Origin of the sequence: Actinoplanes sp. NPDC049548 (genome assembly GCF_040676695.1) — a bacterium.
In the GTDB taxonomy this organism is placed as follows: domain Bacteria; phylum Actinomycetota; class Actinomycetes; order Mycobacteriales; family Micromonosporaceae; genus Actinoplanes.
In genome coordinates this window covers 190,975-203,593 of record NZ_JBFAPM010000001.1, presented here as the reverse complement: position 1 = coordinate 203,593, position 12,619 = coordinate 190,975, and the positions used below count along the sequence as shown (strand labels likewise).

Here is a 12,619-nt window from a genome sequence, read left to right as displayed (position 1 = left end):
CAGCTCGGTCACGACGAGGTGAACGAGCTGTTCGCATATTCACGGGGGGTGTGCGTCGGTTGGACGACGCCCGAGGTCGGAAGTATCGTCCCGAGGGTTTGGACGTCCCCGACGAACAGGATCTTTGTCATGCGACGCACCCTCCTCGCCGCGGCCCTCGGCGGTCTCCTCCTCACGGGAGCGGGGTGCAGTGGCGGCGGTGACACGGGCGACGACGCGGCGCCCCAGCTCGTCGTGCCATCCTCGGCGCCGGCCGGCTCGCCCTCGCCGGACTACTCGGCGAACACCAAGAGGGTCTGCGACAAGCTGGACAAGATCTTCGACGCGGAGCTCGAGAACTTCGGTACGGAGATCGGCAAGATGATCGCCTACAAGGAGGCCAAGCAGGCCGACAACGCCACCAAGGCGGAGAAGGCGGCGAGCAAGCAGTTGCGCGACGTCGGCGCGCAGGTCCGCAAGGAGACGGCCGCCGCCCAGGACCCGAGGCTCAAGGAGGCGGGAGCCGCGTCGGCCGCGAAGTTCTCGAAGAGTGCCGCGGACGGCAAGTTCTTCGACCGGATCAAGTCCACCAAGGACCTCGACAAGATCCTGCAGACCGAGATGACCAACTGGCTCACCCCGGTCGCCGGCTACTGCGCCTGACGAGCCTCCGCCGCCGCCGCGGTCAGCGGGCCCCGCCCGTGGCGGCGAGGCCCGGCCGGACTCGTCAGAGTGCCGCTTCGGCGGCGGCGAGGAAGGCGTCGTTCTCTTCCGGCGTACCGATGGTGACCCGGACCCCGTCGCCCTGGAAGGGGCGGACGATGACGCCGCGGCTCTCGCAGGCCGCGCCGAATGCCGCGGCCTTCTCGCCCAGCGGGAGCCAGACGAAGTTGGACTGGCTCGACGGCACGTCCGGGAGCAGCTTGCGCAGCGCCTCGGTGACCCGTTCGCGTTCGGCGACGACGATGGCACAGCGACGCTTGACCTCGTCCTCGGCGTCGAGGGCGGCGAGCGCCGCAGCCTGGGCGACGAGGCTGGTCGAGAAGGGAGTGAGGACCTTGCGGATCGCGCCCGCGACGTCCGGCTGCGCCACCAGGAAGCCCACCCTCAGGCCGGCGAGACCCCACGCTTTGCTCATGGTGCGCAGGACCACGACGTTCGGGCGATCACCGTACGTGGCCAGTCCGTCCGGAACCTCGTCGTCGGTGACGAACTCGCGGTAGGCCTCGTCCAGCACCACCAGAACGCTGTCCGGAACGGTGTCCAGGAAGCGGTCGAGCTCCGCGCGGCGCACGCTCGTGCCGGTCGGGTTGTTCGGGTTGCAGACAATCACCAGGCGGGTGCGATCGGTGATCGCGGCCGCCATGGCCGGCAGGTCGTGGTCGTGCGCCGGGGTGTTCGGAACACGAACGCTGGTCGCGCCGACGCCGGCCGAGATGATCGGGTACGCCTCGAAGGAGCGCCACGCGTACACGATCTCGTCGCCGGGAAGGCAGGTGGCCTTCGCCAGGTGCTCGGCCAGCGCCACCGAGCCGCAGCCCGTGACGATGCGGTCGGGGCTGACGCCGTACCGTTCGGCAAGCTTGTCCCGCAGCTGCACCACGCCCATGTCCGGGTACCGGTGCGACTCGGTGACGGCCGCCGCGACCGCCTCGGGCACGCCCGGCAGCGGGCCGAACGGCACCTCGTTGCTGGCCAGCTTGATCGCCTCGGCGATCCCCAGCTCGCGCGCCAGGTCGGCGACGTTGCGGCCGGGCACGTACGAGGGCAGCGCCTCCAGGTCGGCACGGGTCAGCCTGGTCATCAGTTTCCTCCGGTGTGATCGTCGGCGTTCCCCGGCGCGGCCGGGACGGGGTGCTGGGGGCGGCCGGGCGGCGCCGCGACGACGACGGTTCCGGCGGACTTGTCGTGCAACGCCTGGTGCAGCCGCTGGTCGAAGAGCACCGAGCCGGAGTCGATGAGCTGCGCCAGGAACCCGATGCCGTAGCAGCTCCACAGCGGCGTCCACATGCCGAGCCGCGCCCAGCGCCGGAACGCCCGCCCGAAACCGAGCGGCGCGGTGTCCTCCAGCTTGACGACCTTCACCTGCAGCAGCCGCTTGCCCAGGGTCTGCCCGCTGTTGGCGACGGCCGGCACCTCGTACGCGAACCAGAGCGCCGTCGCCACGAACAGCATCGTCAGCATGATGTAGCTGGACCGCACGGAAGCCGGCTGAGGCGTGGTGAACGGCTCGGTCATCGCGGCGCGGAACAGCGGCTCGACCTCGAGCCACCACTGGTACGCCAGCCAGCCGTTCACCACCACGTTGAGCAGCACGACCGCGACGATGTCGACGAGGCGCGCGACCAGCCGGCGACCCAGGCCGGCCAGAGCCATGCCGTGCGGCCGGGCCTGCACCGGGTAGGGGAACATCACACCCGGCGGCGGGGTCCAGCCGGGGGGCGGCTGCCAGCCCGGCGGCGGTACGGGATAGCCCGGCGGCAACTGCCATCCGGAAGGCTGGCCGGCCACCGGCACGCCGCCCGGCGCCGGCGTGGACGGCTGACCGGACGACGGCACGGGCTGACCCGCGGCCGGCTGACCCGCGGCCGGCTGACCCGCGGCCGGCTGACCCGCGGCCGGCTGACCAGGCGCAGGGGCGGGCTGACCGGGCAGAGGGGCCGGCTGACCCGCGGCCGGCTGACCGGGCGGAGGGGCCGGCTGGCCGGGCGGCATCGAGTGGCCCGGCGGCGGCTGCCAGCCCGCCGGCGGCGGCGCGGGATAGCCGGGCGGCGGCTGCCAGCCGGGCGCCGGCTGCCACCCTGGCGGCGGCGTCCAACCGGGCGGCGGCACGGGATATCCCGGCGGATAGCCGAGCGGCAGTCCCGAGCTCCCGGGCGGGGGCGCGACCGGCCCCGGCGTGACCTGCTGCGTCTCCTCGGCGGGCGGCGGCCCGGCCGGCGGTTCCTGGTCCGCCGGTATCGCCTTGCCCAGCCAGCCCTCGCCGTCCCACCAGCGCTGGGTCGACGGGTCGGCCGGGTCCTTGTACCAACCGGGGGGCAGCGAGCTCATGGCGCAACCTTTACCACGACGGTCTTGGCGACCTTGTCGTGCAGTGTCTGCTGGTAGGGCTTGTCCCACAGCTGCCAGAGGCCGTCCAGGTAGCTGAAGAACGGAACGAGCACCCCACCGACGAACTCGATGAGGTAGCGCTTGGCCGCCATCCCGCGGGTCAGCGTCGCACCCGGCTCGATCGGGACGACCCGCACCTTGATCAGCTTCTTGCCGAGGGTCTGGCCGGTGCGGAACATCATCTCGACGTAATAGATGTAGTAGGCGATCAGCAGGAACACGACCAGGCCCAGTTCCATGAGCAGGAACGGGACGACGAAATCGCGGAACATCTGCTCCTGGACCGCTACGGGGTCGGCGTACGGGTCGGTCAGCGCGGCCATGTCGAACATCCGGAAGGTGAACCACAGCATCACGGGCACGAACACGACCATCGAGACCGCCGTGAGGATCGCGATGTCGATGAGGTACGCGAGGAAGCGGCTCCCGAAGTCGGCGAGCGGACGGCCGTCCGGGCTGAGCGGCACGGGCTGCGCCGGCCACCCGGGCGGACCGTACTGCGGGGGCGGTCCGTAGTACGGCGGATATCCCGGCGGCGGCACCTGCCCGCCCCCCGGCCAAGCCCCGCCCGCCCCGGGCCAGGGCGCACCACCAGCCCCAGCCCCCGCACCGGCCCAAGGCGCAGCACCGGCTCCGGCCCAAGGCGCAGCCCCCGCTCCGGCCCAAGGCGCAGCCCCCGCCCCAGGCTGAGCCGCGCCAGGCTGAGCCGCGCCAGGCTGAGCCGCAGCCTCCGCGCCAGGCCAAGGCGCGCCGACGGCGCCGGGCCAAGGCGCAGCACCGGGAGCGTCGCCAGGCTGCGGCGAACCGCCAGGCTGCGGCGAACCCGCGCCCGGACCGCCGGGCGGCGGCGTTGCGGCGCTCGGAGGCGATGTCGGCTCGCGGGCCGGTTCGGGCCGGCCCGCGTCCGGGGCGTCGTCGTTCGCTTCGGTCACGGGAACAGTGTTACAGGTTGCCGCGCAGCTCCTGCTCCCGCTCGATCGCTTCGAACAGCGCCTTGAAGTTTCCCTTGCCGAAACCGAGCGATCCGTGCCGTTCGATCAGCTCGAAGAACACCGTCGGGCGGTCCTGGACCGGCTTGGTGAAGATCTGCAGCAGGTAGCCGTCCTCGTCGCGGTCGACCAGGATCTTGCGCTTCTTGAGCTCGTCGATCGGCGCGCGGACCTCACCGATGCGGGCGCGCAGCTCCGGGTCGTCGTAGTACGAGTCCGGGGTGTCGAGGAACTCCACGCCGGCCGCCCGCATGGCGTCGACGCTGGCGATGATGTCGTTGGTGGCGACCGCGACGTGCTGGGCGCCCGGGCCGCCGTAGAACTCGAGGTACTCGTCGATCTGGGACTTGCGCTGGGAGATCGCCGGCTCGTTGAGCGGGAACTTGACCTTGCGGGTGCCGTCCGCGACGACCTTGCTCATCAGCGCCGAGTAGTCGGTGGCGATGTCGTCGCCGATGAACTCGGCCATGTTGGTGAAGCCCATGACGCGGCGGTAGAACTCCACCCACTCGTCCATCCGGCCGAGCTCGACGTTGCCGACCACGTGGTCGACCGCCTGGAAGAAGCGCTTGGGCTGCAGGCCGGCGGCGATGGCGGGCTGCCGGTCGACGATCGGCTCGCGGGCCACGAAGCCGGGCAGGAACGGGCCGTCGTAGCGGGAGCGGTCGACCAGCGAGTGGACCGTGTCGCCGTACGCGGCGATCGAGGCGATCCGTACGGTGCCGTGTTCGTCGGTGAGGTCGTGCGGCTCGGTGACCCCGCGGGCGCCGGCGGAGAGCGCGTGGGCGTACGCCTTGTCGACGTCGGGCACGGTCAGCGCGATGTCGGAGATGCCGTCGCCGTGCCGGGTGACGTGGTCGGCGCCCGGCGCCCCGGCGTGCACCATGCCGGTGACCACGAACCGTGCCGAGCCGCTGACCAGCACGTACTCGGCGTGGTCGCGATGGCCGTGCTCGGGGCCGCGGTAGGCGACGCAGGTCATGCCGAAGGCGGTGGAGTAGTAGTGGGCCGCCTGCTTCGCGTTGCCCACGAGGAACCGCAGGTAGTCGACGCCCTTGACGGGGAAGACGTCGTCGGTGTTCGTGGCGTGTTCCATCATCTGCGTCATGACGAGAGGTTGTCCCAGGTCAGGGCGCTGGGCAACACTGTCGTCGTACGTTGATCAGTCTGCGCATTCGGTAGGGTGAGAACCCATCATGGCTATACAAGATGTTCATCTCGACGCGCTCGACGGCCGCCTTCTCGCCATGCTCGCCGACGAGCCCCGCATCGGCGTCCTCGAGCTGTCCCGCCGGCTTGCGGTCGCCCGCGGCACGGTGCAGGCGCGCCTCGACAAGCTGATCGCCCGCGGTGCCGTCCGCGGCTTCGGCCCCGACGTCTCGCCCGCGGCCATCGGCTTCGGGGTGATGAGCTTCGTGACTCTGGAGATCTCCCAACGGTACGGGCACAGCGCCGTCACCGAGCACCTCGCGGACATCCCGGAGGTGCTGGAGGCGCACACGATCACCGGCAGCGGCGACCTGATGTGCCGGATCGTCGCCCGTTCGAACGCCGACCTGCAGCGCGTGATCGACCACATCCTGGCGTACGAGGGGATCATGCGTGCGTCGACGATCATCGCGCTCGCGGAGCAGATCCCGTACCGCACGATGCCGCTGGTCAGAGCCGCGAGCGGGACGTAAGCCATCGACACGGGCTTTTCGGGCTAACCGTCGAGCCGTGTCGATCTCGTTACCGTGTCCGGCGTGGCATCCGGCGGTCCGACTCCCAAGGGCGTTGCCCTGGTAGGGCTCGTCACGGTCATCGTGCTGGCCACCACCGGAGCGTGGAACCCGTGGCCCGGCGTCTGGTCGTGGATCACCCGCAGCGACCCCATCGCCGAGGGCGCGTCGGCCTGGCAGACCGCGATCGGCGGCTCGCCACAGAGCGTCACCATCACCGGGGGCGCGGCCATCGTCGAGTACCGGACCTCGATCGAGGCGTACGGGCTGACCGCCGGCGTCCGCCTGTGGAAGTCCGACGCCGACTGGGCCGGGGTGGCCGGCGGCGACTCCGACGCCGTGGTCGTCGTGGGGCGGCTGCTGACCAAGGGCTACGAGGTGCTCGACCCCGCCACCGGCGCGGTCCGGCGCAAGGACACCGCGGCGACGGCCGTGTGGACGTACGCGGACGCGATCCTCGACCTGCGCTGCCCCCAGGCCGCAGAATGCGAGCTCAGCGCGTGGGAGCCGCGGGGAAGCAAACCCCTGTGGACGGTCGCCACCCCCGGCATCGGCTTCGTGCTCGACGCGTCGAACCCCGACCTGCCCGACACCCGGCCGATCGACGCCGACCGGGTCGACGCCCGCGCCGCCGGCCCGCGGCCGCTCCCCGACCTCCTCGGGCTGCCCGGCGACGGCAAGGTGCAGATCATCGACACCGCCCAGGGCCGGGTGCTGCAGACCCGTACGCCCGACCGCGACCAGCGGGTCGCCGTTGCCGGCGGCCGGGTACTCACGGTGACCGGCGAGGCCCGGGACGGCACCTGTTACTACGGCGTGGTCGCCCACGACCCGCCGTCGGGCCAGGCCGTGTGGCAGCGCGACGGGCTGAACCTGCGTACCGCCGACAACGGCTCCGACTGCCGGCAGGAACGGGACCCGGCCGGCGGCTCGGACGTCGTGCTCGGTGTCGACCCCGTCGGCCGGCAGGAGCTGATCGCCGCGCACGACGGCCGCGACCTCTGGCACGGCCGGGAGGGGCAGACCGTTCTCGCCGTCGACAACGCCTACGCCCTGATCCGCAGCGCCGACAAGAAGACGGTCAGCGCCCGCTCCTTCAGCCGCGGGTCCGTGGTCTGGCGCCGCAACGTCGGCGAGAGGGCGTCCGCGGCGCTCACCCCGTACGCGGCCATCATCGCGGAAGCGAAACCCAGCAAGATCGTCGCACTCAGCCCGCGCACCGGGGTTGTCCTGGCCGAGGCCCGCACGGCCGCGACGGTCTTCGCGGCCGGCCCGAGCGGCCTGATTCTGGTCTCCGGGCGAGACATGGCCTACGTCCCGTACGGCTCATCTCCCGCACGGTGATCGAACCGGTATCAAGGCATCACCCGGCTGGTTAGCACTGCCGGCCTGCGCTGGCCTAGGCTTGCCCGTCATGAGCAGAGCCGCCGCTTTCTCGTACTCGCCGCTGTTGCCGACCGGCGACGACACGACCGAGTACCGACTGCTCGCCGACGAGGGCGTCGACGTGGTCGAGGGGCCCGGCGGCCGACGGTTCCTCACCGTCGACCCGGGCGTGCTCACGCTGCTGACCGCCGAGGCCATGCACGACATCGCGCACTTCCTGCGCCCGGCCCACCTCGCCCAGCTGCGGTCGATCATCGACGACCCCAAGGCCTCGCCGAACGACCGGTTCGTCGCCCTCGACCTGCTGCGCAACGCCAACATCGCCGCCGGCGGCGTGCTCCCGATGTGCCAGGACACGGGTACGGCGATCGTCATGGGCAAACGCGGCCGGCACGTGCTCACCGACGGTACGGACGAGCAGGCCATCGCCCTGGGCGTCTATCAGGCGTACACCCGGCTGAACCTGCGGTACTCGCAGCTCGCCCCGCTGACGATGTGGGACGAGAAGAACACCGGCTCCAACCTCCCGGCCCAGATCGAGCTGTACGCGGAGGACCCGGGCGGGCAACCGGACGCGTACAAGTTCCTGTTCATGGCCAAGGGCGGCGGCTCGGCCAACAAGTCGTACCTCTACCAGGAGACCAAGGCGCTGCTGAACCCGGCGCGGATGATGGAGTTCCTGGACGAGAAGCTGCGGCTCATCGGCACGTCGGCCTGCCCGCCGTACCACCTGGCTGTGGTCATCGGCGGCACCAGCGGCGAGCACGCGCTGAAGACGGCGAAGCTGGCCAGCGCGAAGTACCTCGACAACCTCCCGCGCGAGGGCTCGATGACCGGTCACGGCTTCCGCGACGTCGAGCTCGAGGCGGCGGTCCTCGAGCTGACCCGCGACTTCGGCATCGGCGCCCAGTTCGGCGGGCGGTACTTCTGTCACGACGTACGCGTCATCCGCCTCCCCCGGCACGGCGCCTCCTGCCCGGTGGCCATCGCGGTCTCCTGCTCGGCCGACCGCCAGGCCCTCGGCAAGATCACCCCGTCCGGCGTCTGGCTGGAACGCCTGGAGCCGGACCCGGCCCGCTTCCTCCCGGACGTCACCGACGACAACCTCGAGACCGACGAGGTCGTCCGGGTCGACCTCAACCAGCCCATGGACGCCATCCGCGCCCAGCTGGCCAAGTACCCGGTGAAGACCCGCCTGTCGCTCTCCGGCCCCCTGGTCGTGGCCCGCGACATCGCCCACGCCAAGATCGCCGAACGCCTCGACGCGGGCGAACCCATGCCGCAGTACCTGCGCGACCACGCGGTCTACTACGCCGGCCCGGCCAAGACGCCGGAGGGCTACGCGTCCGGCTCCTTCGGCCCGACCACGGCCGGCCGCATGGACGCGTACGTGGAGAAGTTCCAGGCCGCGGGCGGCTCCCTGGTCATGCTGGCCAAGGGCAACCGGTCGGCGCAGGTGACCAAGGCCTGCCAGAGCCACGGCGGCTTCTACCTGGGCTCGATCGGCGGCCCGGCGGCGCGGCTGGCACAGGACTGCATCCGCCACGTCGAGGTGCTGGAGTATCCGGAGCTCGGCATGGAGGCCGTGTGGCGGATCGAGGTGGAGGACTTCCCGGCCTTCATCGTGGTGGACGACAAGGGCAACGACTTCTTCGCCGAGGTGACCAAGCCGGTCCTCAGCATCGGTCGCCGCTGAGACTCACCCGGTAGGGCGAGCCCGGCCGCCACCAGCACGAAGATCAGCCGGAACGGCGCGAGGACGGGGAGAATGCTCTCGAACCGAGCGTAAGGGGGACCGGTGTGACGACGCGCGCGACCGAGCTGCTCCGGGTGGTGCACGCCCGTCCCGGCGTGACCCGGGCGGACGCGGCCCGGCTGATCGGGGTCGGCACCGGCGCGACGACCGAGCTCGTCGGCCGGCTGGGCCAGGCCGAGCTGCTGGCCGAGGGCCCGGCCGCGCCGAGCGGCGCCCGGGGCCGGCCCACGACCGCGCTGATCCCCCACCCCCGGGGGCCGCTGATCGCCGCCGCGTCCATCACCCACGAGGCGTGGCGGGTCGACGTGGTGGAGCTGGGCGGCGGCACGCTGGCCACCAGGACCGAGGACCTGGCCGGGCGCGGCGGTGACGAGGTGGTCGCGGCGATCGGGGCGGCGGTGGCCGAGCTGCGCCGCACGTACGGCGGGCGCATCCGCGGAATCGGCATCTCCGCGCCCGGCACCGTCTCGCGGGATCTCATGCTCGATGCCAGCAACCTCGGCTGGCACGAGGTGGACCTGGCGGCGGCCTGGCCCGGCGCGGAGATCTTCGTCGCGGGCAACGATGCCACGCTGGCGGCTTCGGCGGAGTCCCACCGTGGCGTGGCCGTGGGTGCCTCCGTCGCCCTTCACCTGCGCATCGAGGCGGGTCTCGGCGGTGCCGTCGTCAACGGCGGCCAGGTTCTCGTCGGCGCTCTCGGCGCGGCCGGGGAGTTCGGCCACATGCCGTTCGGGGATCCCACGGTGGCGTGTCCGTGCGGTGCGTACGGCTGCTGGGGCACCGCGGTCGACGGTTCGGCCCTGGCCCGCCTCCTGGGCCACGCGCCTCCCCCGGATCCGGTCTCGTACGCCCGCCGCATCATCACCTCCACCGACCCGGAACCGGCCGCCGCGACGGCCACCGTGGCGACCGCCCTGGGCCGGGGCATCGCGGGCCTGGTCAACGGCCTCGACCCGGACCTGGTGACGCTCGGCGGCCTGGGCGTCGACCTGCTCGCCGCGGCGCCGGAGCGGATCGACGAGGCGTACCGGGCGGGCCTCATGGGTTTCCGCCGGGCCGCTCCGCCGCCGGTGCTGGCCGCCCGTCTCGGCTACGACGGCCCGCTCGCCGGGGCTGCCGAGGAGGCGTGGACGGCGCTGCTGGCGGCTCTGGTCTAGATCGCGCCCAGGAGCGTCGGGTCCATCGTGTAGTAGCGGTCGGGCTCGCCCGGGTACCGCCGCTCGACGGCCACCACCGTGCCGGTCACCTGCCAGTGGTGCGGCTCCCACGCCTCGACGCGCTCGTCGTCGACGTACGCCGGGAAGCGGGCGAGCTGCGTCCCGGTGCGCGCGTCCAGCACCACCAGCTCGAAGGCCGCGGTCAGGAGCACCACCTTGTTCGCGCGTACGCCGAGAACCCGCGCGTCGCCGGGCCACCGCCACGTCGCCGTGCCGGAGGCGGTCACCGCCCCGCCCGCCGTCGCGAGGACGAGGCCGTCCACGGCCGTGGCGCCGGCAGGATCCAGCTCGGTGGCCCGCGACGGGCGGCGGGCGTCCACGAGCCAGCCCTGCCCGGAGGCGTCCCGCAGCCCGCCGCACCCGGATCGCGCCACGTCGCAGCCCAGCGGGGTCGACGGGCCGACCGGCCAGCCCCGCACCGCCGCGCCCGAGATGACGTCCCAGGCGCCTTCCCCGCACACGAACCGGCCGCCCGCTGTGACGAACGCGTCCGATGCGCAGCCGGGGGGCAGGTCGGCGGTCCAGCGCAGGGAGCCGTCCTCGCTCGACCGGGCTGAGACCTGGCGGCCGGCGGCGACGAGGATGCTGGTGCCCGCGGTGAACAGGCCCGGGGGCGCCCAGACCGCGTCGGCGCCGGTGCGGCCCGAGAAGGGTGGGCCGGCGGGGCCGTCGGCGCGCCACGTGACCGTGCCGGTCCGGGCGTCGAGCGCGACCAGCTTGCCGTCGGTCCACCGGGTCACCACCGTGGCGCCGACCGCGACCACGCCGCTGACCTGTTCCGGCCATCGCCGGTACGACCACCGCGGCGTGTTCATGGTCTCGGCGTCCACCGGCCCGTCGGCTTTCACGAGGCGCTTGCCGGCGTACACCCGGACCCGGTCGTCGACGATCAGCGGGGACATCGTCAGCTTGCCGATGACTCCGGCGGGCCGCAGAGCCGCGACCGGGTAGGGCCCGGTGGCAGGCTTGATCACTTCGGCGGGCCCCAGTACCCGCCAGCCGATCAGGCCGGCGGCGGCCAGCACGACGATCGCGGCGAGGGCGCGCAGCAGCTTCCGGGTCACCCTCGGGACCCTATTTCAGGCGGCCGCCGCGAGGTCGTCCAGGTCGCGGCGGAGGGCGCCTTCGACCGTACGCGCGGCCAGCCCGCCGAAGACCAGCGCGAGGAACCGCCCGGCGGGAGCCGTGGGGGTGCCGTCCTGCACGACGGTGACCATCGTGCCGCCGCGGTGCCGGCCCTCGATGACCGGCACGAACGTGTACGTCATCCGGTAGTCGGCGCCGATGCCGGGCGACTCGACCACGAACCGGTCGGGCACGGCGCACTCGCGCACCCGGAACTCCTCGGTGATCTCGCCGCCGTCGGCCATCGTCCGGGTCTCGCGCCATCCGGTGCCGGCGTCGAACGGGCCGGGGGTGAGCAGTTCGACGCGGGTGACGGTGGACAGCCACTCGCAGCGCCGGCGCAGATCGGTGAAGACCCGCCAGACCTCGACGACCGGCGCCTCGACCAGCCTCGTCACTGCGACCGTGGACATGGCGACCTCCCGCATAAAAGGTACGGGGAGTTGTTCTCGAGCAACAGGGTGTTACTCGAAGCCGCCGTTGATCAGGCCGAGGCGGACCAGCTCGGTCAGCGGCTCGAGCACGTTGACCGCACCGAAGCCCACCCACAGAGGCCGGTCGTCCTCCCGCCGGGCGCGCGCGGGCTCGATGAGCGGCATCGGGTGGGTCGCCGCGAGCACCTCGGCCACCTCGGCCACCTCGCCGCCCTCCACCGCGACCGCCGAGGCGACCAGCACGTTGAGGAAGCCGTGGTGGGTGAAGCCGGTCTCCGGGTCGGTGTGCCGCAGCGCGTGCCGGAGCCCGGCGGCGAGCTTGAACGGCAGGTTCCGGTCGCGGCAGGCGCAGATCACCGCGGCGAACTCGACAGGGGTGGGAAAGAGCTCCGCCGCCAGCCCACCGACGCGGAACTTGGGCCGTATCGCCAGGCCTTCGGCCCGCGCGCCGGCGACCGTGTCGAGCGCGGCGAGCAGTCCCCAGCTCAGCGGGATCTCCGCGTACACCTCGAGGCCGCGTTCCTCGGCGGCCAGGCTGCGCAGCGCGCCGAGGCCGGGCTGGGGGTCCTCGCCGCGCCGGGCCACCAGCGCCTCCACCTGGGCCACGACCGCACCGGCGGCACGCAGCTTCGCCACGGCGGCGGGCAGGGCGGCGATGGCGGCGTCGTTGATCACGCCGACGGTCAGGTCGCGCGGCGGAAGGTCCAGATCGACGAGCGACGAGGGTACGAGCAGTGCACCCAGTAAGGGGCTGTACCAGGCGGACCGGTGCTTGCGATGGACCGCCACGGTCTCGCCCACGCCGGCGGCCCCGGGAGGCAGCAGGGACGCATCGTCCACGAGCCCGGCGAAGACCGGCGGCACCAGCGTTGACACGGTTACTGAACCTAATGGACCGCGC

At 72.5% G+C, this 12,619-nt stretch carries 12 protein-coding genes; 5 read left to right on the top strand and 7 right to left on the bottom strand.

The genetic code is table 11. The features are described from left to right. The first annotated feature begins 129 nt into the window (after nt 1–129). Nucleotides 130–642 carry a hypothetical protein gene (locus AB0J80_RS00965; RefSeq protein ID WP_364698906.1) on the top strand — a complete coding sequence of 171 codons (513 nt, stop codon included), beginning with the start codon at nt 130–132 and terminating at the stop codon, nt 640–642. Nucleotides 643–706: 64 nt separating this feature from the next. Here the strand turns inward: AB0J80_RS00965 and hisC are convergent, their stop codons facing one another. The 4 genes from hisC to hppD form a co-directional block, all read right to left on the bottom strand. Then, nucleotides 707–1,783, bottom strand: coding sequence for a histidinol-phosphate transaminase (gene hisC / locus AB0J80_RS00960; protein ID WP_364698904.1), 1,077 nt, complete (start codon nt 1,781–1,783; stop codon nt 707–709). Next, a complete protein-coding gene (locus AB0J80_RS00955; RefSeq protein ID WP_364698902.1) occupies nt 1,783–3,030 on the bottom strand; it encodes an RDD family protein in 1,248 nt (415 codons plus the stop codon). Before AB0J80_RS00955 ends, hisC begins: the two co-directional genes overlap by 1 nt. Then, the gene (locus AB0J80_RS00950) at nt 3,027–3,632 is read right to left on the bottom strand and encodes an RDD family protein (RefSeq protein WP_364698900.1); all 606 of its coding nucleotides are present in this window, start codon (nt 3,630–3,632) and stop codon (nt 3,027–3,029) included. Before AB0J80_RS00950 ends, AB0J80_RS00955 begins: the two co-directional genes overlap by 4 nt. A gap of 400 nt (nt 3,633–4,032) precedes the next feature. After that, nucleotides 4,033–5,187, bottom strand: coding sequence for a 4-hydroxyphenylpyruvate dioxygenase (gene hppD / locus AB0J80_RS00945; RefSeq protein ID WP_364698898.1), 1,155 nt, complete (start codon nt 5,185–5,187; stop codon nt 4,033–4,035). Nucleotides 5,188–5,275: 88 nt separating this feature from the next. On the opposite strand from hppD, the gene AB0J80_RS00940 reads away from it, so the two are divergent. From AB0J80_RS00940 to AB0J80_RS00925, 4 genes are all read left to right on the top strand, one after another. Next, nucleotides 5,276–5,761, top strand: coding sequence for an Lrp/AsnC family transcriptional regulator (locus AB0J80_RS00940; RefSeq protein ID WP_364698896.1), 486 nt, complete (start codon nt 5,276–5,278; stop codon nt 5,759–5,761). 63 nt (nt 5,762–5,824) lie between these two features. Then, nucleotides 5,825–7,144: a hypothetical protein gene (locus tag AB0J80_RS00935; RefSeq protein WP_364698894.1), complete on the top strand. Its 1,320-nt coding sequence runs from the start codon at nt 5,825–5,827 to the stop codon at nt 7,142–7,144. Nucleotides 7,145–7,214: 70 nt separating this feature from the next. Continuing rightward, nucleotides 7,215–8,882 carry a fumarate hydratase gene (locus AB0J80_RS00930; protein ID WP_364698892.1) on the top strand — a complete coding sequence of 556 codons (1,668 nt, stop codon included), beginning with the start codon at nt 7,215–7,217 and terminating at the stop codon, nt 8,880–8,882. A gap of 104 nt (nt 8,883–8,986) precedes the next feature. Further along, nucleotides 8,987–10,099, top strand: coding sequence for an ROK family protein (locus tag AB0J80_RS00925; RefSeq protein WP_364698890.1), 1,113 nt, complete (start codon nt 8,987–8,989; stop codon nt 10,097–10,099). On the opposite strand, the gene AB0J80_RS00920 is transcribed toward AB0J80_RS00925, so the two are convergent. Genes AB0J80_RS00920 through AB0J80_RS00910 form a run of 3 tightly spaced genes read right to left on the bottom strand, consistent with a single transcriptional unit; the run spans nt 10,096 to nt 12,594 of the window. Then, nucleotides 10,096–11,223, bottom strand: coding sequence for a PQQ-binding-like beta-propeller repeat protein (locus AB0J80_RS00920; protein ID WP_364698888.1), 1,128 nt, complete (start codon nt 11,221–11,223; stop codon nt 10,096–10,098). The genes AB0J80_RS00925 and AB0J80_RS00920 overlap by 4 nt on opposite strands. Nucleotides 11,224–11,238: 15 nt before the next feature. Further along, complete coding sequence (locus tag AB0J80_RS00915) at nt 11,239–11,697, bottom strand: SRPBCC family protein (RefSeq protein WP_364698886.1); 459 nt, start codon at nt 11,695–11,697, stop codon at nt 11,239–11,241. A gap of 51 nt (nt 11,698–11,748) precedes the next feature. Next, on the bottom strand, nt 11,749–12,594 hold the full coding sequence (locus AB0J80_RS00910; protein ID WP_364698884.1) for a hypothetical protein: 846 nt from the start codon (nt 12,592–12,594) through the stop codon (nt 11,749–11,751). Nucleotides 12,595–12,619: the final 25 nt, after the last annotated feature.